Here is a 22,460-nt window from a genome sequence, read left to right on the forward strand (position 1 = left end):
GAGAACCTATGTTGCCGGCATAGATTCTGATTCAAGTTCATACAATCTCTTTTGCAACATCTTTTTGTAATCTTGTGCAGTAATTGATTTCTTTTCAGAATTGTCGCTATCAACAATTCTGGGTATCGAGTCTGCCTCGGCCTTGTCGTACATCCTGCGTTGAGATTTTGGTACCATGTAATATAATACACTTTGAAATATTTTAACTTGATCAGAATTTTTCTCTGATAATATTTTTATCTTTGAAACACGTAGTTATATCATGACAAAAGAATTTTGCCATTTTTGCAAAGAAGGTGGCAAACAATGTGTTGCGGTTGACACAAAACAGCAAGTGTACATGGAAATGTTTCACGTTGTCTGCTCGAAATGTGGAAGACCGTTAGTATCATAAATTATTTTTTTTATTAAACACATAAAATCATTCCAACACATTCTGATTTAGTAATTTAAAATTGCATGGTATAATCTGACATACATACGTACAGTTTTTGAAAGTTATTCTAGACTGCTCGGAAGACTAGAGCGATGTATCCTATTAGGACGCCAGCCCAGATCAATCCTGCACCCTCCCAGAATGCAAGCTGATTTGTGCCTCCTCCATATCCTCCACTTTGGGGATTGATGACAAATATCGTCACCAAGCAGGTAGCAATCATTATTGCCACTGCTATTGGGAGATATTCGCTATGTTGTTTTCTTGTTTCATACGAATCAGTGTATGATGACATGGGGTATAGTACGTGATTCTAAGATATACGGGTATCTGTTGAATACTGGAACATTTATCAAACCTAGGTACCTGATAGATAAAGTCAAGAGATTTTCCATGTGGGAACAAACTAAAAAATCACCTCAAGTTAAAACATTGATTCTAATTGTAATAGTAGCATCATTTGTCCCATTTTCGTACTTGTGGTATGACCAACTGACTAATTTCAAGTGCGCAGGAGCAAATACGTCAACAAATATTCATGAGACAAGCCTAAATGGTAATCAAAATTGTACACAAAAGACTGACATGCATTGGGTATTGTTTTACGGAATTAACAGCATGATGTATGGAGTACCATTAATGACAGTTGTTTTAAAATCAAAAAGAAAGTAGACTTGGTTTTTTAATTGATAAAACTAAATTGGAAAAATTAAGGAAAGGAGTTTTGTAGCAAGTCTTACTGGTTCCAATCTATGAGAGACTGGACAAGGATGGAAATATTGCTCTTATGTCGTATGTTTAGAATGATCATGCCAAAAATACACCAATTTTTTTAAACTGTTCTAGAATATTCATTAATTAGATGTAGAACATGCGATCAAAAAGGGGTTCTATTTATTTTAAAATAGTACCGGACAAGTTTAAAAACATAAGTATGTTGTATACCTTGATGAGTCTATACTTGGAACAGCATGAGTTAGCTTTGATCTCTTGTATGGAAGTAGTCTTGATGAGAAGAGGTAATGTAAATTACAACCTAGTGCTGGCCAAACTCAAGTCTCATTATGATTGCACGATTAGGGATTGCTATGACCACCCAGAATATTTGAAGACTATACTTCGGGAAGTGTATAAAGAAGATTACAAATCTATCATAAATGAAATCAGGTTGGAATTGGGCGATTTAGCTACGGAAGAAATAGGCGATTTTATAAACATTTTGTTAAAATCATAAAACTTTACCTAACATCATTTTATCAACCAGTGACACTACTTGGTCTATGTCAATTGGCTTTTCTATCACTGCCGTAATGTTGTTTTTATCAAATTTTAATTCCTTTTCGGTAGCTGCAGTAACCAAAACTATCTTTGCATGCGGATCATATTTCCTAATTTTTTCCAATCCATAAAACCCATCAAATTCAGGCATAAATTCATCCAAAAAGACTATGTTTGGTTGGCATTTTTGATACAGTTCAAATGCCTCGAGGCCATTATTGCCAGTACCTAAGACGTCAATGTTGTGCATCTCAAGTAACTCTACAAAAACATCCCGTAAATCAATATCATCATCTATTACTATGGAGGTGACTCTTTCTACTTTCATTGGAGTCTAATATGCAGTTTGAACTAATCAAACTTGCTCATTTTTAATTAAAATCTGTCATGTATACAGAGTCTTGTTGTGTAATAAAGAAAATTATGATTTGTTGGAGATTATTAAAATAACAACGAAAATTAGTATTTGTGTTAAATTATGATAAATCTAATAAGTGATTTCTGGCAAATTCCTCTATCAGAACTGCTTCAAAAACTCAATACTTCTTCTGATGGTATATCAAGCAAGGAGGCAGATGATAGGCTTGAACATTATGGTCCTAATTCATTAAAAAAACAGAAAAGATCTGGAGGAATCTTTCTCTTTCTTTCACAATTTAAAAGTCCGATAATTCTCCTTCTTCTTTTTGCTGCAGCGTTGTCTTTGTTTCTACAGGACTCGACAGATGCGATAATCATATTTGTTATAATTTTGGTAAGTAGCATGCTTGGTTTCTTTCAAGAGTATCGTGCAACAAATGCAGTAAAAAAATTACTTGAAATGGTTAGAATAACATCTGTTGTTATTCGAGATGGCGTACAAAAGGAAATTCCATCTGAAGAAATCGTACCTGGGGATATTGTTTTGCTTTCGGCTGGAAGCAAGATACCTGCGGATTGTATCATTATTGAATCAAGAGATCTTTTTGTAAATGAAGCTGTTCTGACAGGAGAAACATTCCCTGTTGAAAAGAATTCAGATCCAGTCTACAGTGAACTTGCAACTGCCAAAAAAACCAATACGCTATTTATGGGCACTAATGTGATCAGCGGCAATTCAAAAGCAGTCGTTGTAAAAACTGGGCTTCAGACAGAGTTTGGCAAAGTGGCTGATCGTCTAAGATTTAGAGCCCCTGAAACAGAATTTGAACAAGGCGTAAAAAAATTTGGTTATTTCTTGACACAAGTGACGCTAATTCTTGTAATTGCAATATTTGCAATCAATGTCTATCTATCCAAGCCATTTTTTGATTCAATTCTATTTTCATTGGCTTTGGCAGTTGGTTTGACTCCTCAGCTTCTACCAGCAATAATTAGCATAAATTTATCTCATGGAGCAAGACAAATGGCAAACCGCAAAGTCATAGTAAAGCGTCTATCTTCCATTGAAAACTTGGGTAGCATGAATGTACTATGCTCTGATAAAACCGGAACACTAACAGAGGGAATTGTTCGTATAAAATCAAACCTAGATGTAAGCGGAAATGAAAGTGACGAAGTATTTTTTTATGCCTATCTGAATGCCGTTTACGAAACTGGTTTTCTCAATCCCATTGACCAAGCAATTCGTTCCTATAAAGTCCTAGATGTGTCTAGTTACAAAAAACTAGATGAGATTCCATATGATTTTTCTAGAAAAAAACTCACAATATTGGTATCAAAAGACAATGAGCAAATCATGATAACAAAGGGTGCATTATCAAATGTATTATCAGCATGTTCACACGCAAAATCTCAAGCAGAGATTGTTAAGATGGAGAATGTACGAGAGCAGATTTTACAAAAGTTTTTGGAACTTAGCCAACAAGGATTTCGCGTATTGGGTGTATCATACAAGAGTGTAATGACTACAATCATAAAAAACGAAGATGATTCTGACATGATATTTCTAGGGTTTCTAGTTCTTTATGATCCGCCAAAGGCTGGTATAATTGATACAATAAATCAACTCAAAGATCTTGGCATATCTTTGAAAATAATTACAGGAGACAACAAGCTTGTAGCAGAAAATGTTGCCAAACAGATCGGGCTGATCAATCCAAAAATCTTGACCGGTCAAGAGATGAGACAGATGACAAGTGAAGCATTTTTTCATAATGTAAACGAGGTTGATATTTTTTCAGAGGTGGAACCAAATCAAAAAGAGAGAATAATTGTTGCGTTGAAAAAGACTGGAAATGTTGTAGGTTTTATAGGCGATGGAATAAACGATGCAACCGCACTTCACGCATCTGATGTTGGAATCTCTGTTGATACTGCAGTAGATGTTGCAAAAGAAGCCTCAGATATTGTACTTTTGGAAAAGAATTTTGAAGTATTAATTCATGGAGTGATAGAAGGAAGGAGAACTTTTGCCAATACTATCAAGTATGTGTTTATGGCAACCAGTGCAAATTTTGGCAATATGTTTAGCATGGCTGGAGCATCAACATTTCTTTCTTTTCTTCCAGCATTACCAAAACAAATTCTTCTTACTAATTTACTTACAGATATGCCTGAGATGACCCTTGCAACTGACAATGTAGATAAAGAATTGATAGCAAAACCTCACAAATTCAACATGAAATTCATAAGAAAATTCATGATAGTATTTGGACTCTTAAATTCGGTAGCAGACTATGCTACTTTTGGTGTTTTACTTTATTTTGGTAGTAATCCGGATCAATTTAGAACTGGCTGGTTTATTGAAAATGTATTTTCAGCAGCACTTGTTGTTCTTGCCATTCGTACCACCAAACCTTTGATAAAATCAAAACCAGGGAAATATCTAGTTCTTGCCATATTTGTAATAATATGTATGATCTTTGTTATACCATATACCATTCTAGGTAAAGAATTTGGATTTACTCCCATTTCTATTTCTATTCTTGTACTGATAACGATTATTGTTGCTATTTACATCACCTTTGTTGAAATAGCAAAGAGACTCTTCTACAGAAAAATTACAATGTAAAATAATCTCATATCCACTACTGCCTATTTAAAAAAGGAATAATGCGTAGTACTGAATTCTTCAAATCTGTGACCTTTCTTGACTGTGTATGGTTTTTGAACAGACACATGGTTATATTATTGCAATATGGATTACACGTTTATGACACACCCAATTATCCTGTCAAAACCAATCTGCTCAAAATGTCATGCACAAATGAGATTTGAAGAAGGCGACATCATATTTGGAGAACAATGGTTCCACAAGGGATGCAAGTAGTCTCAATAAAGAAACAGATTTTTTAAAATATATTCTGTCACAAACGAAATAAAACTAGGCTGTCCTTTTGGCTGATTTGTATATTCTGTATTTGTACTAGTCTGAGTGCTTGGCCAACCCATTGTTAATTGTGCAGTGTGGAACTTTACTACCACGCTATATGATATGTCGTTATATTTTGCCAAGATTGATGTGTCTCTCTGTGCGTTATCTAGTATCTTGATATCTGCTATACCGGAATTGTCATAATCAGCAAAGATTCCTGTATTAGGTTGAACTTCTTGTAATGTTAGTGGAATGGAAGCCCCGCTAATTGATGAGGTCCTAAGCAGTCCATTGCTACCTTGAAACAATGTTTGTATTCCATTGCTTTGCGACTTTCCTACTTTGAGACCTTGAGGGCTTGGATTCAAAGTTAATTTGCCATTATGATTAAACATTAAGGTTGTAAGATTTCCGATGACATTTTGCATTCCAAGAGTTCCATCTGCATCTGGTTTTCCATTTCTGTCAAACGCTTGATAAAATAATGTATTGTTTGTACGTGATGTGCCCCATGTCCAAGAATCTTCTGATGTCGGATCAATGTTAAGTTGCGGATCGATTAAATCAACTTGAACCTGTGCCCCCTGAGGATAATCCGCCCTGATGGCCACCGGCGTTATAATATTTCCAGGGATCCTATCAAAAATAAGATCAACTGATTGTACTCCTCCTGCTTTCTGATATTGTACTGTGACTACCTGTGGAAATCCAGAAAAATCATATAGTTGTATTACTGGCCAAGCATTGGAAAATGCCACATTATTGCTCGCAATTTGTCCTAGTCTGCTTCCAGGTGCAATATTATTCAAAGTTTGATTTTGTCTGACAACATGATTTAGTAGCGTACCGCCTGCAAGATTTGTCACACCTCCTATATTTACTGGTAAACAAGTTCCAAGTGTTTGTGTGCCATTTGATGCTCCACTAAAGTGTCTTGCCACCGCAATTCCTTTTGTTTCAGAAAAAGAGACTCCTGTTGCTATAGAAGAATCGGCTGAACAGAATTGTCCAAAGTCTAGACCTTTTCCTGAATTGTTTAACTGTGTAGCATCTGCATACTGTGCTTGACTCAGATCTGCAAAATATGCATGCCAGCTGCCATCCGTGGTTTGTGCCATCCTTAATCTTTTACTATTGACAGTTACAACTGGTTCGCCATATGCTTGGTCTAACCTGTTCATGTCAGGATCTATCACTATGACTTCGATTACTTGAGGTCCTGCAAAATAATTTTTAAATAAAGAATTTTCTGCAGATACATACAGATTGGGATTGGATGAGATGTGCTCCACTGGCTCTATTTTGGGATTAAGTGGATCCATTGCATTTGCAGGTGGCATGCTGGAGAAAAATAATAGGCTGTTTATTGCAAGTATTGTGAAAAGTGAAATGCCGATTATTTTTTGAGAATATTTGTTAATCGGATTGAAGATCAATTAAACAAAAATCGTTTTAAAAAGAATTTGAGTCTTTTGTGGGCCTCAAAATTTGTACGAATTTTGTTAGCTAAAATCACGTTTTCTGTCTACTGCAATGCTATTGTTTACTTACATTTTTTATAATGATGTAATTTTAAAAATATTACAAATTTTCACAAAAAATGAATATAATGATATATTAATTTCACTTTTTAAGCCATAATATCTAAAAAGTTATAATATGGTAGTATAATTACCCATATGTGGAGAATTATAATAGTTATTTTACTCAAAAATGTGAATCAAATATAGGCACAATTACATGGCACTAGTTCCTACCTTGCATGGATCCAATGTAGGGGCCAAAATCGTTCAGTCTTTTTCAATATTTATTTTAATTATAAGATCAAGAATTCTGGTCTATGCTTTTGCATTAGCTGCAACGGGTACATTCCTTATTTCTTCTGATGTGAAAATTCCGGATTTCTTAGTGCTAGTACGGCTGATCCCATCTGTGTTTTTTCTTGCTCTTGCAACATACCTCTATAATGATCTTACTGATTATGACGTGGACAAAGTAAATAGTCGTGACACTAACTATAGTTCAAAAAAGACAAACTATAATCAAATATTGTACTTGACAATTGGTTTTTTCGTAGTATCGATATTACTTGCGTTTTCAATTAACATGCAGACAGGCATAGGCTCACTTGCCTTTTTAGGACTTGCCATTGTGTATTCTCACCCCAAGATACATCTAAAGAAAATATTTCTTGTAAAGACAATAGTTACTGCGGCTGGTGGATTTATTGCTTCATTGATGGGGGCTCTTGCAGTGCAAAATGTTTCATATGTTGGAATATCGGCATCACTCATATTCTTTTTAATGTATTTCATAAATGGGCCTCTTGGTGATATAGGTGATATATCTGGAGATAGAAAAGGTGGAAGACGAACAATACCTATTGTTTTGGGTGTAAAAAAGACATTTGGGGTAATTTTTGGTGCGATAACTTCAATGGCGATAATACTTGTTGCAAATTATTACTTTTTTGGACTACATCTAGTGGGATTGGCATTGGGATTGATAATCTGTATATTTCTTGCCTTTAGAATAAAAAAATTATTTTTACAATGGGACAATAAAAAGAAACTCAGTCAAACCCGAACAGCTGTGAGATTTGGAATCTTTGCAATTCAGATATCTATACTCGTCGGTATGATATTGCATAAAGTTTCTCCATCGTAAATTGTATTTTTAGATAGTTTTTGTGACTATTCTGGGAGGATTTGCATCTGATTTTTGCCACAAATTGTTAAAAAGGGTAACCATGGATGATGAGAGACTCTGATCCTCTGCAAAAATTGCCATTTTGAACTTTCCTGGTTCGATTGCATCTGTGATTTCTAATCCCACATGTTTGTTGTCTACTACAAGAAGACAGAAAGGAACTTGCGTGTATCTTCTATCTGCTTTTGAAGGATAAAATGGATTTGAAACCACTTTAACACGTTCTGTCTTATTCTTATCTAATTTTATTTCAGTCTCCTTCTCAAAATATTCTTTTACCATTCCCATGTCTGCAAGAATTTTAACAGTTACTCCTGAGCTGGCTTTTTTCAAAATTGAATTTATGATAAGATCATTTTGGAATCTAGTTATGAGCAGTATTTCATTTTGAGCAAATTCTGTCATTTCCAAAATTTTTCTAACCATGTCTTCATACGATGACACAACTGTAGATTTTTTCTTTGAGGATTCTTGTAAGTCAAGATTAATTTGTGGTTCGACTTTAGAAATAAACTCCATAATGTCTTTATCATTAAACTTTGGATTATCTTTTAGAGCATCGACCATTTGCAAGTATTTTGAATTTTTGATATTGTTTGTTAGTCCTAAAATGTGTTTTTGATATACAACTTTTCCAAACGCAGTTTGGGTGTAGGATTCATCACGCTTTACTACTAATCCAAAATCTACTAACTGTTTTAATCTGGTATAGTATTGTTTTTTTGTGAGACCAATTTTTATTGGTGTATCCAATTCTGATCTCATTCCTTCTTCTGCCATGAGGAAAATTGTCAAAGCGTCATTTTTTGATAAAACTGATAATACATCAGTTAGTTGTGATAAAAGTTTAGAATCGTCTTTTAAAGCAAGTCCGACTGTTTCATCTACTTTTGTTGTACCTGAATCAATGCTATTTTTTACAGTGGTTGTCTTCACGACTTTCAATTTAAGAATAATAATACTGAATATATCATTTTTGGTAAATACTACTCATATTTTTCCAATTAGCGAGTTTTTTATGGTTGGCCATTCTCTATCATGAGTAGTTCTCTTATATTTGCAAATATAATCATAAAAACACCTTAAATAGGGAATACATTAAAAATTATTAATGGAAAAGAAACGACGTCTAAAAACTGCTATTGTAGTTGATGACAATCCTGATGTTCTATCCCTTTTTGTCGAACTCTTGGAGTTAAAAGATTTCAAAGTGATTGGAACCGGTCGTAATGGTATGGATGCGGTTGAATTGTTTCAAAAGCTAAAGCCAGATATTACATTTTTAGATGTTGTCATGCCTAATGCTGATGGGTTGTATGCACTCAGGCAAATTAGAGAAATTAACCCAGACTCTATCGTGATAATGATTACTACTGATCTTTCTGAGGATACTGCAAAGCGACTAGAGGATCTCAAAGCAACTGCCGTAGTCTACAAACCATTTGAAATCAACGACCTTGTAAAAATTGTAAATGATCTTGAATCTGATGAAAATATTGGTCAAATTAGATTCTTCAACTGATTTTGTGTTATTTTAATTAGAAAAAGTATCATAAAATCTAAAATTGATATGAAGATCAAATCTTGTAATTATAGATTTGCTGTTTTTTAATAAATAATTTTCCGTATTTTGGAAACTAATAGTTTTCCTATTTATCTTATTGATTCTATATGTCTATTCTATTTATAGAAAGTTTTAAAAAATACGGATTAGCTAACTTGATGGGGAGTATTTGAATTCTGAATTATCGCTTGATGAAATGTGGGACAAAATAGAAGAATATGGCATAGACCGTAAGCTATTGGAAGCGACACACCCAAGTAATGAATTACTATTTCAATTATACACCGCAATTACCAAAGTTAATGAAAAAGTCCATGACCTAAACAACAGAGATCCACAAACATCCTAAACTTCTATTCACATTCAAATCTGATAACTTCCATGATGCTTTTATTCACATGTTATATCATTATGATTAATGAAACTAGCAAAGGATTTGATGAATACTCCAATAACAATTGAAAAAGATGAGAAAATCATCGACGTTATAAAAAAACTACTAGACTATAAAATTAGCAGAATAATCGTCTCTCATAAGGGAAAACCGCTTGGAATAATCTCTGAAAAAGATTTGGCTTTATTCCTTCTAGAAGACAAGACAAAACGAACTATGGATGAAATCCCAGTAGCAGAAATTATGAAGGGTCTTGTTATGGCAAGTCCAAATAGTACAATCAAACAATGTGCTACTACGATGCTTGATGAAAAAATAAGTTCTCTTGCAATCAGTATTGGTGATAAAGTTCAAGGGATTATCACAAAGACAGATTTGACAAAGTTTTATGCAGAAAATTATGTCGGTAAAAGAACAGTAGGAGAATTTATGACCTCGGTGTATTCCTGGGCGTATGCCGATGATCCTCTGTACAAAGTATTATCAAAAATGATTCTAAAGAAAATTTCGCGCATAATTCTTAGAGACGAAAATGAAGAACCGATAGGAGTATTATCATTTAAAGATCTTTTCAAAACAACACTTGAATCTGGAAATAAAAAAATCATAAAAGAACAAAAACCTAATCTTTCTGTAACTGTTTTTAGGAAAGGGTTTGCTTCTGAATCAGGTTTTGGAAAGATTACCAAGGCCCAAGATGTTATGACTGGTAAGATAATTTCAGTAAACTATGACGATGATCTGGCAAAAGTTTGTAAGATTATGTTAGATAAAAAAATCCACGGTGTTGGAGTGCTATCTGCAAGAAATGCGCTTGTTGGCATAATTAGCAAAACTGATGTTGTCCAAGCTATCGCGACTATGGACTGACCTACTCTTTAGTTTCACAAGTGATTATTCTTCATCTAATTTTTCTAACTCGGAACAGAGTTTCTTATAATCATTAATTATTTCGTTGAATGATGAAAAAACTTTGGTGATGTTTTCATGTACCATCTCAAATCTCATTGTCTTTTCAACGAGATATGTTGGGTCCTTTGGTTCAAGACCAGTATCTTCCCAAATTCTTTCTACCTCTGTTATAGATTTTCTTAGTTTGTGTTCATCTTTGTCTATTTTATCTTTGATTTTTTTAATTGTTGAATGATCAATCATTTTTCTCAGGAGATTTGTAGGAAATGCTCAGTTAAAAATCAGTTATTTTGATGTTAGCTGCATCTTATGATTTCTACGCTTATTGTGAAAAATTTGACCAAGTCTAGCAAAATTTGTGAATCTTTTATTTAAATAGAAATTTAGCAAAACTTGCTGAAATGCCATACGAAGAGGTCTATTTCCAAAGACTAAAAGAGGAAAACCCTGAGGAATACCAAAAGGTTACCATACACAAAACCAAATCCTAGCGTACGTATAACGCTGAATATTTTGGCATGCCTTTAGCATCGTCTCCTCAAACGCAATTCTTTTTGATGGTGAACATGATTTAAGAAATGAAATAAATTTTTGATTTTTTAGATGTAATTCTAATTATATTACATTGAATCTGAGATGGGTTTCATTACAGTGATGTTTGGATTGGCAGTTACTGTAACCATCTTTGTACCTGCTGGCGGTGAAAACATTTGCTTTTCACCTGGGTTTAAAATCGGTAATACTGGTTCAGAAGTAGTTCCATAGTTTACCGTGACATTAGTTAGTGGTGACGAACCTGTGTTTTGTACATATATGCGTACCACGTTTCCTACGCCCATGACCATCTCGGTTCTTGGATCGACTGATAATGCATATTGTTGAGTTGGGGACTGAAATACTACCAGAACAATAACTGCAATGGCCACTGCAACTCCTCCTCCAATTACACCATAAACTATTGGTTTTACCATATATTGTAGTCTGATTAAAAACCAAATTGAGGTAATTTAAGGTTGACTGCTATTTACATTTTTGATAGTTTATCTATCTGTCTTATGTGGTAATTGTATGAAAGCAAAATTTAAGACTACTTGTTCTGAATGCAATGCCCCCATTAAATCTGGCGCAGAGATTGCAAAAAACCCAGCTGGCAAATGGGTTCATAAACACTGTGCACCAAATTCTGAAGACTTGCCATAGATTGGCACTCATTGTTTTCTCTTGATCTCTTCTATGATACTATGAGAATTTTCTTGTGGATCAAGTGTTGTGTCTACACTGATATGTTCAACTTTTACCAACTCATAGATCTTTTTCATTTTTTGATATACTTCTATAGTTGCATCTGAATAGTCATCTTTCCGAGATTTTAGGCGTGAGATGACAACTTCTTCTGGGCAAAAACACTCTATGATTTGAAATTCTCTGTCATTGAGTTGTAGTTTTTCTTTTATTTCTACTCTAGAATCTTCTCTGTTAAAAGTGGCATCAAGTATGCAATTACATCTTACTTCATTAAGATATTTTGCTAAGATGATCATTGCATCATAAACTAACTTTCGCTCAAATGGAGAGTAAGTGGGATTTGGAAATAATTCCTTTCGAATTTTATCTGAAGATAATACGGTAGCATTAATCATTGGAGCTAGATTTTTTGCAAGAGTACTTTTTCCAACTCCAGGTAAACCGCAAATTATCACTATCAATTATGATTATCATGTCTTTAATTTGTTCATAGATATTTATCTGATCCTTTCATGAAAACCTGAACAATAATATGATATACTCAAAAATTAAAAAAATTGTTTAACCCAAAGCTCTTGAATGCTTATGGGTGTAAGGTCTCTCTCCGGGGAATTTTCTTCTCATGTGACCAGATGGTCTTGAATAAAGTAATTCCAAAAACCATGCTTCGTGTTCTATTTCTTCTCTTAGAACGTCTTTTGCAACATCGTATGTAGCTGGATCTTTTCCATGTGTCATGAGACACACTTTATTCCAATTGACAATGGCTCCTTGTTCTGCCTTTAAGCATTTTTCTAAAATTGCCTTTGTATCTATTGGATTTGTAGGAAGTTGTAGAAATTCACAGCCTGACATCTTTATGAAATCTTGAGCGTTTATTGGTAATTTTCCTCCAAGCTCATAAATTCTAGCCAGACAGGACTCGAAATGACTTAGGTCTTCCATTCTTGCATCCTCAATTACTCCTTTGAGTGCCTCTCCTTCCATTCCAACACAATGTGCTCTTAGATTTGTAAAGTAATAGTAAGCTGTAAACTCTACTGATGCATTGTAGACTAGAGCTTTTATCAGCTCTTTTACATTGACACCATTTTGTTCCAGAACTTTTACTCCTATTACATTAGGTTCTTTAGTCATAATGCGTACAAGTTTGCTAAAGATATAAGCAAATCGCTAGTTTTTCAATGAAGGTTTATAATGATTAGTATGCTAATAATTAGTACTCTAAGTATGACAAAATATGATTTTGAAAATAGTGTGGGGTTTGTTGTTAATACCACCGCAAAATCTTTTCAGAGATCCCTTGATATTGAGCTAAGGCGAAATGTTGGGGTTACTCTTAGCCAATGGCGCGTAGTTGGAGCTCTTGTATTACAACCAGGACTGACACAAAAAGAGATAGCTGACAAGATGGGGATTGAAGGTGCAACTTTAGTTCCAGTTATTGATAAAATGGAAAAAGAAGGACTGCTAAAAAGAAAACCAGATTTAACTGATAGGCGAGCAAATAGGATCTATCTTACATCAAAAGCTGATTCTCTATGGGAGTCCATGATTGAATGTGCTCTAAAAATAAGAAAATCTTCAACTAAAAATATTTTAGAAAGTGATATCCAGATAACTCTTGACACACTTCGCAAAATATCAAAAAATCTAGCGACTTCATTTGAGTTAGAAAAAACATTTTCATCTGTTAAAGGAAACAAAAGGATCGTCTAAATTTTTATGACAATGTCAGAATCAAATAATAACCCTCAAGAAAAAATTTCAGCCTCTGCCTGGAAGACTCTTGCAATTCTAAGTTTGATTGCCACCATGGTAATGTATGCTGAAACCATGCTGATTCCAGCAATTCCTGATTTGATCAAAGATTTTCATATATCATACGGTATGTCATCCTGGATTCTTACAACTTATCTGATAGCTGGGGCAATCATGACTCCTATTACTGGTAAACTCTCTGATATCTATGGAAGAAAAAAAGTTCTATTGATAATAATGGCAATTTATGTAATTGGAGTGTCATTAGGAGGATTTGTCACAAATATCTATGAAATGCTCCTAGTCCGTATCATTCAGGGAATAGGCATGTCTATGTTCCCAATTGCATTTGGTATAATTAGAGAATTATTTCCACGAAACAAACTGGCAATTGGTCAGGGTATAATCTCATCAATGTTTGCAACCGGAGCCGTGATTGGTCTTGTTTCTGGTGGCCATCTGATACAAAATTTTGGCTGGCAAGCAACTTTTTACTCTATAATTCCTGTATCGATTGCATTACTTGTAATTATTGCACGCTTCATACATGTGGAAGAACCTCATTTACTTACTAATGGAAAAATCGATGAGAGCGGAAATAATTCTAGAAATAAAATAGATATTCAGGGTGCAATTACTTTGACTATTTCTGTTAGTGCATTTTTGATGGCATTGACCATGGTGGAAAACGGTGATGATTCAAATTCATTTTCTATGATGGGTCTTGTTGTTATTGGAATTGTTTACCTGATATTATTTGCAATCATTGAAAAAAGATCTATCTCTCCACTTGTTAGTATGAAAATACTGGCAAACAAAACTATTCTGCCTGCAAACATAATGATAATGATTGTAGGCATGTCCATGTTCATGGTGTTTCAGACAATACCAGTACTTGTTAGAAGCCCTTCACCTCTGGGCTTTGGCGAAGATCCTCTGATGACTAGTAATGTGCAACTTCCATTTGCAATTGTTTTGTTGATCTTTGGACCTACATCTGGTTTTATTGTGTCAAAACTTGGATCAACAAAACCCATCATATTGGGAAGTATAATAAGTGCAATTGGATTTGTGAGTCTTTACACTAATCATTCTACAGAATTTCTAGTTTCAGCAAATCTTGCAATCTTGTCTACAGGTCTTTCATTGACAAATGTTGGTGCAATGAATGTGATCATGCTGACCACTCCGAGAAAAGATATTGGAGTATCCCTTGGAATGAGTACACTTATTCGAATTATTGGCGCATCTGTTGGTCCTGCCATGGCTGGAATGTATATGCAAACACACAAGACCACGATAACTGGAATTATTGGCTCCTTTCCTACGGCCGATTCATATAATCTAATATTTTTTACTGCGGCTCTCATTTCATGTGTTTCAATAGGTCTTGCATTTGCTCTTAGAAGGCAACTTGTTAAATTTCCTATCCGGGAAAATTAATCTAAAATTAGTTGCATGCGTGATATGGTCACTAGTAATGAAATACTGTGTCCCCTATAGTCTTCTTCCAGTCTGCACGTATTCCTGGCCTTCCCTTGAGTTTTTCAATGTAATTAAAGGCGGATAATCCTGCATTGGCACCACCAGAACAGGCTGCTATGATTTGCTTGTAGGGAATACTTGATGCGTCACCTGCTGCAAATATTGCTGGATGGGATGTCTTTCCGTCACTTGTAACCTCGATTTCACTTTTGGTATTAATTTTTACTAGGTGTTTTATAAAATCAAGATTTATCTTTGAACCCATCTCGATAAAAAGTCCGTCTATGTTAACCACCCTCTCAGCTCCAGAATTGTCTACGATTGTAATTGACTGAAGATTATTTCCCCCCGATATAGCTTTGACAGAAGACTGGGGAACAAGCTCTATGTTTTCTTTCTTTTCAATTGACGCAATCATTTCTTTGTCTCCGCCCAGCGCACCTCCTTTGTAAATCATGTATATTTTTGATGCCATCCTTGAAAGTAAAATGCCTGATTCTAGAAGATAAGCTCCTACTCCAATTACTGCAGTTGTTTTACCTTGGTAAAATGGAGCATCACATTTTGTACAATAATGTATTCCCTTATTCACAAATGTAGATTCATTTTCAACACCTAGATTATTTGGAACTTTTCCTGGTGCAACAACAATTGCTTTTGCTGTGTATTCAGAACGAGTTGTTTTAACTTTAATTCCATTTTCTATCTCATCTACTTTCTCAACTGTATCATAAATCATCTCACCGCCAAACATTAAGAATTGATTTTCAAGGGTTTTTGCAAGTAATGGTCCACTTGACATTATAGTTCCAGGATAATTCTCAAGTTTTGGTATCAGATTTAACTGCCCGCCCAAATCTTTTGAAATTAAAAGACAAGAGACCTTTTGTCTTGCTATGAATATCCCTGCAGATAATCCGGCAGGTCCACCTCCCACTATTATAATTTCATATTCTTGAGACAATTTAGTTTACGGAAATAAGTGATGTGATGTTATTTATTCCGTCAATTTTGTGCAAATCTATGTCAATTGCAGTCTTGATATCTTGCATATTGTCTGATTGTATGATTATCAAAACATCATAAATTCCATAAACTGTCTTTACTTCTTTTACTATCGGAATTTTTTTTGCGGTTTCGATTATGTTTTTTTGTTGTTTATAATCGACATTTAATAAGACAAAAGCCTCATTCACAAGTCAGTATAGAGATCATATCTTAAAAGGCTGTCTAATTGTTTACTTTAAAACTATGTTTCACTTGTAATGTTATTTGCACTAATTTTGTTTTTTAGTATCTCTATTTCCTTTTTTGCTGTTTCGTATTCTTCCTTTGTTCTTGCAAGAGCCATTTTAATTATCTCAAGTTCTTTTTTGGCATCCTCGTATTTGGCATTGATTGCTGCAGCAACGGCTCCTGCAGCCTCTACAATTCTCTTTGTACTATCATTTTTTCCTACTGTGGCAAGCTCTGTTTCTATAAACTCTAACTCTTTCTTGGATAATATGATCTCCTTTTTCTTCATTTCATGTTGATCTTTTAATAATATGATTGCTTTTTCTTCCACTTCTTTGGATGATAATATTTTCTCATGTTCTTCTTTTGTAGAAGATACCTTGGATCTCATTTCTTCTAATTCCAAAGCAACATGTTCTTTTTCAGAATTTATTTTTGATAATTCATATTGCACTTCACTGATTTGCCGCTTTATCCGTTCTACGTCATTCTGCACGTATTGTGATTTTGTTAACTCCAATTCTTCCTTTGAAATTTTTATCTGTTTTGATATGGAATCTCGTTCAGACCTTATGGATTGAATTTCATTTCTTATATCTTCTAATTCTTCTCGTGCGGTTTTAACTTCTAGCGTAACAGCGTCAAGTTCAGTCTTTGCTTTTTCCAATTCTTGAGAATAGGTTCCAAGCATTATTGCTGTATCTTGAATCTCTTTTTTTAGGTCGATAATTTCTTCTTGGGCAGCATCGTTTTCCGCTGATCTACGAGTTTTCTTATCTGATTTATCATCTGAAATAGTTTTCTCCGAATCCTTTTTTGTACGCCCAAAAAGTCCCATTAGAAGAACTCTGGTTTAAGGTAAGAAAAGTATTGCTTTTGGGGTATGCTTGAAATTATGTTCTTTTTTTTAAAAACGAAATGTAAAAGCCTATCCCACCAAGCACAAAGCCCAGAACGATGATTATCACACGTTCTATGAGGCCCTGTTTGTAGTAACTTGGAGCAAAGAAAAAAATCAAAATTCCTATTGCGATTAGTATTATGCCTGTTCCCTTGGGTCTGTTGTGTTCACTATGAGCCATGTCTATATGTATTCAGAAATCGATGTAGCAATTTTCTTTCTTCCAATATCTATGATCAAAGGTCCGATTTTTGGACCTCTATCTGATGCTAATATTATTTGATATAGTACTCGAAACAAGTCTTTTGGTTGCATACCATTATCTTTTGCAATTTGATATATAGTATTTTGAAGATCTACTGGTTCTTCTTCTGATGATAATGTACTCACTAGTTGAGTTAAGACTTTTTTTGAAATATCATCTAGTTGAATCTCAATTTTTGTTGGATTATCATAATCATCTGCATAATTTCCTGCAAGTGTGATGAGTTCATCTATTTCTTGACTTGATTCTTTTATTGTTCCGTATTCCATTAGTTTTTTTGTAACAAGAGGTATTCTGTTTTCTCTAAATATTCTGCAGAGTTGAATTAATAATCTATAATTGACATATGGCTTTTGAGTCTTTGGAGGATTTAGTAGATTCACATATTCGTACAAGCCTTTGGATCTTACCACTCTGGTTTCGTTGTCCAATTTTATTTTTCCAAAGTAAATATTTTCAAGTTCATTGTATTCATCCATCAGTGCTGGTATGTCATCAATACCAACTTCACGTGCTCCTGTGATTCTTTTGTAAAGTAACAATAGGATTGTTTTTGCTGTTCCGTATCTAAGCCAAGCCTGTGAGGTAAGTACATTTCCAAGTGATTTTGATATCTTTTTTCCTCCTTTGTCCAGAAACATTTCATATTTTACATGAGTTGGAGGTGGGAAATTTAGAATCTCTTCTGCTACCCAGTCGTTTACCTTTACTGAATCCATGATATCTTTACCATATGCCTCGAATCTGATATCAAAGGCCTGCCACCTTGCGGCAAATTCTACCTTCCAAGGAAGTTTCCCTAGATCTTTTGTAATATCTGCAATTCCATCATGACCACATCCTTGTAATGGTCTTGAACCAATTGTTGTATCTGCACATTTGTATTTGATCTTCTTTTCATCAGGCAAATACTCGTATGCCATCGCAGTATACAGCCTGCCGCAATTTGCACATACTGGAAAGTATGGTAATGTTTCTTGGTATTTTTCTTGACCTACCATCTCTGCAATCTTTTCACCAATTTTTTTACTGTTTGTCAATATTGTATGAATCTGATCTTTGAGTAGTCCATTACGGTATGTATCGACTCCTCGTTGAAACTTGTACTCTATTCCAAGTTTGTCAAGACCGTCCAAAAGGAGGCTACTCATATGGAGACCGTAAGAATCATGACATCCAAATGGATCTGGAATAAAGGAGACAGGTTTTCCAATGTGTTCTTTTAGAGATTCTGGTAACCCCTCGGGAATTTTTCGTAATCCGTCTAAATCATCAGAATATGCAATTAATTCTGATTTATATCCAAAATTTTCAAGAGCGAGTTTTACTCCATATGCTCTAACTGCATCACCTAAACTTCCAAGGTGAGGAATTCCTGATGCCCCTAGACCACTTTCTACTCTGATTAGGTCAGTCTTTCTTCCAAGTGTTTTTTCTCTTTGTAAAAGGTCATCTGCAAGTTTGTCTATCCATGTTCCTCTGCCGATTATTTGTTGCTCTTCTTCCATTATTTCAAATCCTTTGACATGTATGGTCCAAGAGGAACATAACCTAGTTTTCGATAATACTCTCTTGTTCCCACCGCACTTATTACTAACAATCTCTTTGAGTCCAATTCTTCTTTTGAGATTTTCTCTGCTTCACTGACCAAGTTTTTTCCTAATCCTAAATGCTGTATTCCGTCCTGATCCCTTTCTCCCAATTTTAATGACTTACCATATACGTGAATTTCCCTTACTATGCATGTATTTCCAGCAACTTCGCTTCTATGCGCCATGGCACTTGGTTTTCTTAATCTTAAAAATCCGAATATTCTGTCCTTGGAATCATCATATGACAAGAAAACTTCTCGTCCCTGTGAGGAATCATAGTTTTCTCTGTGTAGTTTTATGTCATCAATGTTCATTGTGTTTTCAGATAATCCTGCTTCTCTACATCTAATGCATTTGCAAGAAATGTTTTGTTTTTTTAGATTTTGCTGGACAATTTGACGCAAGTTTCCAAGTTTTGGTCCTGCAACTATTTGATCTGATGATATCTCTCTTTGGACTCTCATTATTCTTGCCCATCTTGGAATGATTTTTTTAATCTCTGTTAGGACTCTTACCATCTCATCATCTGAATATGGTATGAATTTTCCTTCCTTATACATATCATAGAGAGGAGTATTCTCAAGAACCAAGGTAGGATATATTTTTAGCATGTCTGGTCTCAATTCTGGATCGGAAAATAACTGCTTAAAATCCGAAATATCATCTTCTGGGGTCATTGAAGGAAGGCCTGGCATCATATGAGCCACAATTTTGTAACCTGCATCTTTTGATATTTGGAATGATTCTATTACATCTTTGTAGGTATGTCCTCTGTTTACAATTTTGTATACTTTTTCATGAAGACTCTGTACCCCTATCTCAACTCTTGTTACTCCGTATTCTAGCATCCAGTCTACATGTTCTTTCTTACAATAATCTGGCTTGGTCTCTATGGTAAATCCCACATTCCTAAAATTTGCTTTCTCGTTATTTTTCTTGGCTGATTCTAAATCTGGTGAATCAAATCCGTTTAAAGCATCAAAACATGATTTGATGAAATTTGTCTGATAACTATGCGGCATGAAAAGAAATGTTCCACCTACTATCACTAGTTCTAGTTTTGTACTATCATGACCACATGCAATAAGATGTTCAAGTTTGTCTAAAATTTGCTTTTTTGGATCATAACTGTTTGCTATGGCATTCTGTGTAGAAGGTTCTCGTCCTGTGTAACTATTTGGAGTATTAAACTCGATACCTCCAGGACAATAACTACATCTTCCATGTGGACACGCATATGGTTTTGGCATCAATGCAATCACGGCAACACCTGATGCTGTCTTGACAGGTTTTCTTACTAGAGCTTTTTGAAGCCTAATGTAGTCTGTACCTGTTACATGTGCAAGTATCTCATAATTTCTTGGAATTCTCTCTAGCGCGTATTTTATACAAATTCTTTTGACTTCTCTTTTTGTATCCTTGTCTGTAGGATTTAAAATGGAAAGAAGATTATTAGATATCTCTTTACATGCATCCTCAAACGTCACATCTGCTTTTTGCACGACTTGTTAGAATGAATTTGGGTATTAAATCCTAATCTAGAATCCTTGGGTAAATTTTCTGATTTTCACATGTAGTTATGCTATTCTTAGTTTGTCTATGTAGACGCCATTTTTCTCAATTATTTTGCCAATTTGCCTATTGTGGAATCCATGTTTTTTGAAGATTTGACCTATTCGCACTTCTTCTTCTTTTGGTGTAATTAGGCAAAATCCAATTCCCATGTTAAATGTCTTGTACATCTCTTTTCTTGCAACGCCTTGATTCTCAATTATTTGAAATATTGGAGGGGACTCGGGCAGGTTATCTAGCATAAATCCTGTCTTTTTTAGTCTCAAAAGCTTGGTAAATGAACCACCTGTTATATGTGCCAGTCCGTGGATGTTGCATTCTCTGATTGCTTGCAAAACTGGTTTAACATAGATCTCAGTAGGTTCAAGAAGTACATCACCAAGAACGCCGATACCTTTTATCTTTTCTCGCATAGAGTATTTTGAAAGAACCTTTCTTGCAAGTGAATATCCGTTTGAGTGTAATCCACTACTGTTTACTCCTATGATGATATCACCTTTTTTTATTTTGTTGCCCAGAATCATGTCTTGCTTGTTAAGAATTCCTACCACCATTCCTGCTAAATCAAAAGAAAAATTCTTTCCTGATATCAAATCAGGCAATATTGCAGTCTCACCTCCCACTATGGGAACTTGAGCAACTTTTGCACCTTTTACAAGCCCTCGAACTATTTGCTTGAATATTTCTTGATCATTTCTATTAGCTGCTATATAATCAACAAAAGATATGGGAACTGCACCAGTACATATTATGTCATTTACATTCATTGCAACACAGTCTATTCCAACAGTATCGTATTTTTTCATAGATTGTGCAATCATGACTTTGGTTCCAACACCATCTGTATGAGTTGCCAATAACGTACCTCCTGGTATCTCTACAATTCCTGCATAGTGTCCAAATCCAGATATTGTCTTGGCTTTTTTTTGCAACTTGTGAGTGGATGCAATGAGTTTTCCGATACTTGTCTGACTCTGTTTTATCTTACTGATATCGATACCTGTGTCTTTGTAAGTAATTCCCAATGAATCTGCTCTATGTGATTGGAATAAAAGAATTATGTAATTGCATCCTAGTTGCTTTTTTGCATGAATAGATCCAACATTGTTCTTCCCTTGTCAGTTATGGAATATACCATATTTGATCCACTGGGTTCCTTGCTTATGAAATTGTATGATACACACAGATGAAGGTAATTAAGAAACGATCTCTTCATTCTGATATTTGATTTTACATATAGATCAGAGAAAGTCATGGGATTGCATCTTAGTTGATACAATAATTTTAGGATGGAAATGGTACTAAAATCTCTAGTTCTTGCTTTTACTGCATCTAATACCTGTTCATCTCTTTTTATGATGAAATCTGAGAAGTGATCTGCTACTTCCACTGATATGTACGTCATTCTAGTTTTCATGTTACGGTATTGGTACCGTACTATACCTTATTAATTCTAGCTAGGTGAATTTTTTGAGCTTAGTAATAGCTTTTTTGGACAAATTCAATCTGTTTTTATTCTAGACATACTGACTTTTTACATGCATAGCGCCTTTGTTTTGATGAATGCAGAACTTGGGAAAGAACTTCAAATTGTAAACGAAATAAAAAAAATACCCCATGTAAAAGAAGTCTATCCAGTTTATGGTGTCTATGACGTATTGATGATTATTGAATCTGATTCAATGGAATCCTTGAGGGAAACTATAACTGATCAGATAAGAAAATTAGATGGAATAAAATCTACGCTTACTATGATTATAGTTAAAGATTAATAAATTAAAAAATAAATCACTTTTTATTATTGCGATTTTTTAT

Annotated in this window: 27 protein-coding genes; 10 read left to right on the top strand and 17 right to left on the bottom strand. The window is 34.5% G+C overall.

The window, feature by feature from the left end:
- Positions 1-6: 6 nt before the first annotated feature.
- Positions 7-177 carry a hypothetical protein gene (locus C0Q33_RS09245; RefSeq protein WP_165776434.1) on the bottom strand — a complete coding sequence of 57 codons (171 nt, stop codon included), beginning with the start codon at positions 175-177 and terminating at the stop codon, positions 7-9.
- A 326-nt stretch (positions 178-503) separates the two neighbouring features.
- Positions 504-731 carry a hypothetical protein gene (locus C0Q33_RS04705; RefSeq protein WP_101477416.1) on the bottom strand — a complete coding sequence of 76 codons (228 nt, stop codon included), beginning with the start codon at positions 729-731 and terminating at the stop codon, positions 504-506.
- Positions 732-829: 98 nt separating this feature from the next.
- Here C0Q33_RS04705 and C0Q33_RS04710 point away from each other — a divergent pair, with 98 nt between their 5' ends.
- Entirely contained in the window at positions 830-1,108 is a 279-nt protein-coding gene (locus tag C0Q33_RS04710; RefSeq protein WP_101477417.1) for a hypothetical protein, read from the top strand.
- A 556-nt stretch (positions 1,109-1,664) separates the two neighbouring features.
- Here C0Q33_RS04710 and C0Q33_RS04720 read toward each other — a convergent pair.
- Positions 1,665-2,042 carry a response regulator gene (locus C0Q33_RS04720; RefSeq protein ID WP_101477419.1) on the bottom strand — a complete coding sequence of 126 codons (378 nt, stop codon included), beginning with the start codon at positions 2,040-2,042 and terminating at the stop codon, positions 1,665-1,667.
- Between the two features lie 150 nt (positions 2,043-2,192).
- Here C0Q33_RS04720 and mgtA point away from each other — a divergent pair, with 150 nt between their 5' ends.
- Positions 2,193-4,706 (top strand): magnesium-translocating P-type ATPase, encoded by a 2,514-nt coding sequence (gene mgtA / locus C0Q33_RS04725; RefSeq protein ID WP_101477420.1) that lies wholly within the window; start codon positions 2,193-2,195, stop codon positions 4,704-4,706.
- A 260-nt stretch (positions 4,707-4,966) separates the two neighbouring features.
- Here the strand turns inward: mgtA and C0Q33_RS04730 are convergent, their stop codons facing one another.
- Positions 4,967-6,445 (bottom strand): hypothetical protein, encoded by a 1,479-nt coding sequence (locus tag C0Q33_RS04730; RefSeq protein WP_101477421.1) that lies wholly within the window; start codon positions 6,443-6,445, stop codon positions 4,967-4,969.
- A gap of 304 nt (positions 6,446-6,749) precedes the next feature.
- Between C0Q33_RS04730 and C0Q33_RS04735 the strand changes: the two genes are divergently transcribed.
- Positions 6,750-7,676: a UbiA prenyltransferase family protein gene (locus C0Q33_RS04735; RefSeq protein ID WP_101477422.1), complete on the top strand. Its 927-nt coding sequence runs from the start codon at positions 6,750-6,752 to the stop codon at positions 7,674-7,676.
- 9 nt (positions 7,677-7,685) lie between these two features.
- On the opposite strand, the gene C0Q33_RS04740 is transcribed toward C0Q33_RS04735, so the two are convergent.
- Positions 7,686-8,663: a hypothetical protein gene (locus tag C0Q33_RS04740; protein ID WP_133121013.1), complete on the bottom strand. Its 978-nt coding sequence runs from the start codon at positions 8,661-8,663 to the stop codon at positions 7,686-7,688.
- Between the two features lie 166 nt (positions 8,664-8,829).
- Between C0Q33_RS04740 and C0Q33_RS04745 the strand changes: the two genes are divergently transcribed.
- From C0Q33_RS04745 to C0Q33_RS04755, 3 genes are all read left to right on the top strand, one after another.
- Positions 8,830-9,240 carry a response regulator gene (locus C0Q33_RS04745; protein ID WP_101477424.1) on the top strand — a complete coding sequence of 137 codons (411 nt, stop codon included), beginning with the start codon at positions 8,830-8,832 and terminating at the stop codon, positions 9,238-9,240.
- Between the two features lie 211 nt (positions 9,241-9,451).
- Positions 9,452-9,631, top strand: coding sequence for a hypothetical protein (locus tag C0Q33_RS04750; RefSeq protein WP_101477425.1), 180 nt, complete (start codon positions 9,452-9,454; stop codon positions 9,629-9,631).
- Between the two features lie 69 nt (positions 9,632-9,700).
- Positions 9,701-10,546, top strand: a complete 846-nt coding sequence (locus tag C0Q33_RS04755; RefSeq protein ID WP_101477426.1) for a CBS domain-containing protein — start codon at positions 9,701-9,703, stop codon at positions 10,544-10,546.
- A gap of 24 nt (positions 10,547-10,570) precedes the next feature.
- Here the strand turns inward: C0Q33_RS04755 and C0Q33_RS04760 are convergent, their stop codons facing one another.
- Positions 10,571-10,831, bottom strand: coding sequence for a hypothetical protein (locus tag C0Q33_RS04760; protein WP_101477427.1), 261 nt, complete (start codon positions 10,829-10,831; stop codon positions 10,571-10,573).
- 377 nt (positions 10,832-11,208) lie between these two features.
- Positions 11,209-11,559, bottom strand: a complete 351-nt coding sequence (locus tag C0Q33_RS04765) for a hypothetical protein (protein WP_101477428.1) — start codon at positions 11,557-11,559, stop codon at positions 11,209-11,211.
- 97 nt (positions 11,560-11,656) lie between these two features.
- On the opposite strand from C0Q33_RS04765, the gene C0Q33_RS09580 reads away from it, so the two are divergent.
- Positions 11,657-11,788, top strand: coding sequence for a hypothetical protein (locus C0Q33_RS09580; protein ID WP_281258822.1), 132 nt, complete (start codon positions 11,657-11,659; stop codon positions 11,786-11,788).
- An 8-nt stretch (positions 11,789-11,796) separates the two neighbouring features.
- Here the strand turns inward: C0Q33_RS09580 and C0Q33_RS04770 are convergent, their stop codons facing one another.
- Entirely contained in the window at positions 11,797-12,288 is a 492-nt protein-coding gene (locus C0Q33_RS04770; protein ID WP_165776435.1) for an AAA family ATPase, read from the bottom strand.
- Between the two features lie 106 nt (positions 12,289-12,394).
- On the bottom strand, positions 12,395-12,970 hold the full coding sequence (dps, locus tag C0Q33_RS04775) for a DNA protection during starvation protein (RefSeq protein ID WP_101477430.1): 576 nt from the start codon (positions 12,968-12,970) through the stop codon (positions 12,395-12,397).
- Between the two features lie 60 nt (positions 12,971-13,030).
- Between dps and C0Q33_RS04780 the strand changes: the two genes are divergently transcribed.
- Together C0Q33_RS04780 and C0Q33_RS04785 are read left to right on the top strand one after the other, a co-directional pair.
- Positions 13,031-13,552, top strand: a complete 522-nt coding sequence (locus tag C0Q33_RS04780; protein ID WP_101477431.1) for a MarR family winged helix-turn-helix transcriptional regulator — start codon at positions 13,031-13,033, stop codon at positions 13,550-13,552.
- 12 nt (positions 13,553-13,564) lie between these two features.
- On the top strand, positions 13,565-15,037 hold the full coding sequence (locus C0Q33_RS04785) for an MFS transporter (RefSeq protein WP_245867321.1): 1,473 nt from the start codon (positions 13,565-13,567) through the stop codon (positions 15,035-15,037).
- A gap of 31 nt (positions 15,038-15,068) precedes the next feature.
- Here the strand turns inward: C0Q33_RS04785 and C0Q33_RS04790 are convergent, their stop codons facing one another.
- From C0Q33_RS04790 to C0Q33_RS04825, 8 genes are all read right to left on the bottom strand, one after another.
- Positions 15,069-16,043, bottom strand: a complete 975-nt coding sequence (locus C0Q33_RS04790) for an NAD(P)/FAD-dependent oxidoreductase (protein ID WP_101477432.1) — start codon at positions 16,041-16,043, stop codon at positions 15,069-15,071.
- 1 nt (position 16,044) lies between these two features.
- A complete protein-coding gene (locus C0Q33_RS04795; protein WP_101477433.1) occupies positions 16,045-16,275 on the bottom strand; it encodes an Lrp/AsnC ligand binding domain-containing protein in 231 nt (76 codons plus the stop codon).
- Positions 16,276-16,328: 53 nt separating this feature from the next.
- Complete coding sequence (locus tag C0Q33_RS04800; RefSeq protein ID WP_101477434.1) at positions 16,329-17,153, bottom strand: coiled-coil domain-containing protein; 825 nt, start codon at positions 17,151-17,153, stop codon at positions 16,329-16,331.
- Between the two features lie 55 nt (positions 17,154-17,208).
- On the bottom strand, positions 17,209-17,397 hold the full coding sequence (locus C0Q33_RS04805; RefSeq protein WP_101477435.1) for a hypothetical protein: 189 nt from the start codon (positions 17,395-17,397) through the stop codon (positions 17,209-17,211).
- Positions 17,398-17,399: 2 nt separating this feature from the next.
- Positions 17,400-18,989 carry a lysine--tRNA ligase gene (lysS, locus tag C0Q33_RS04810; RefSeq protein ID WP_101477436.1) on the bottom strand — a complete coding sequence of 530 codons (1,590 nt, stop codon included), beginning with the start codon at positions 18,987-18,989 and terminating at the stop codon, positions 17,400-17,402.
- Positions 18,989-20,575, bottom strand: a complete 1,587-nt coding sequence (locus C0Q33_RS04815) for an elongator complex protein 3 (protein ID WP_101477437.1) — start codon at positions 20,573-20,575, stop codon at positions 18,989-18,991. The genes lysS and C0Q33_RS04815 overlap by 1 nt, the downstream gene beginning before the upstream one ends.
- A gap of 75 nt (positions 20,576-20,650) precedes the next feature.
- Complete coding sequence (gene purM, locus C0Q33_RS04820) at positions 20,651-21,670, bottom strand: phosphoribosylformylglycinamidine cyclo-ligase (protein ID WP_101477438.1); 1,020 nt, start codon at positions 21,668-21,670, stop codon at positions 20,651-20,653.
- A 47-nt stretch (positions 21,671-21,717) separates the two neighbouring features.
- The gene (locus C0Q33_RS04825) at positions 21,718-22,062 is read right to left on the bottom strand and encodes a helix-turn-helix domain-containing protein (protein WP_101477439.1); all 345 of its coding nucleotides are present in this window, start codon (positions 22,060-22,062) and stop codon (positions 21,718-21,720) included.
- A gap of 121 nt (positions 22,063-22,183) precedes the next feature.
- On the opposite strand from C0Q33_RS04825, the gene C0Q33_RS04830 reads away from it, so the two are divergent.
- Positions 22,184-22,417 carry an Lrp/AsnC family transcriptional regulator gene (locus C0Q33_RS04830; protein WP_101477440.1) on the top strand — a complete coding sequence of 78 codons (234 nt, stop codon included), beginning with the start codon at positions 22,184-22,186 and terminating at the stop codon, positions 22,415-22,417.
- Positions 22,418-22,460 lie beyond the last annotated feature (43 nt).

It is taken from the genome of Candidatus Nitrosotalea bavarica, from assembly GCF_900167955.1.
GTDB classification, from domain to species: Archaea; Thermoproteota; Nitrososphaeria; order Nitrososphaerales; family Nitrosopumilaceae; genus Nitrosotalea; species Nitrosotalea bavarica.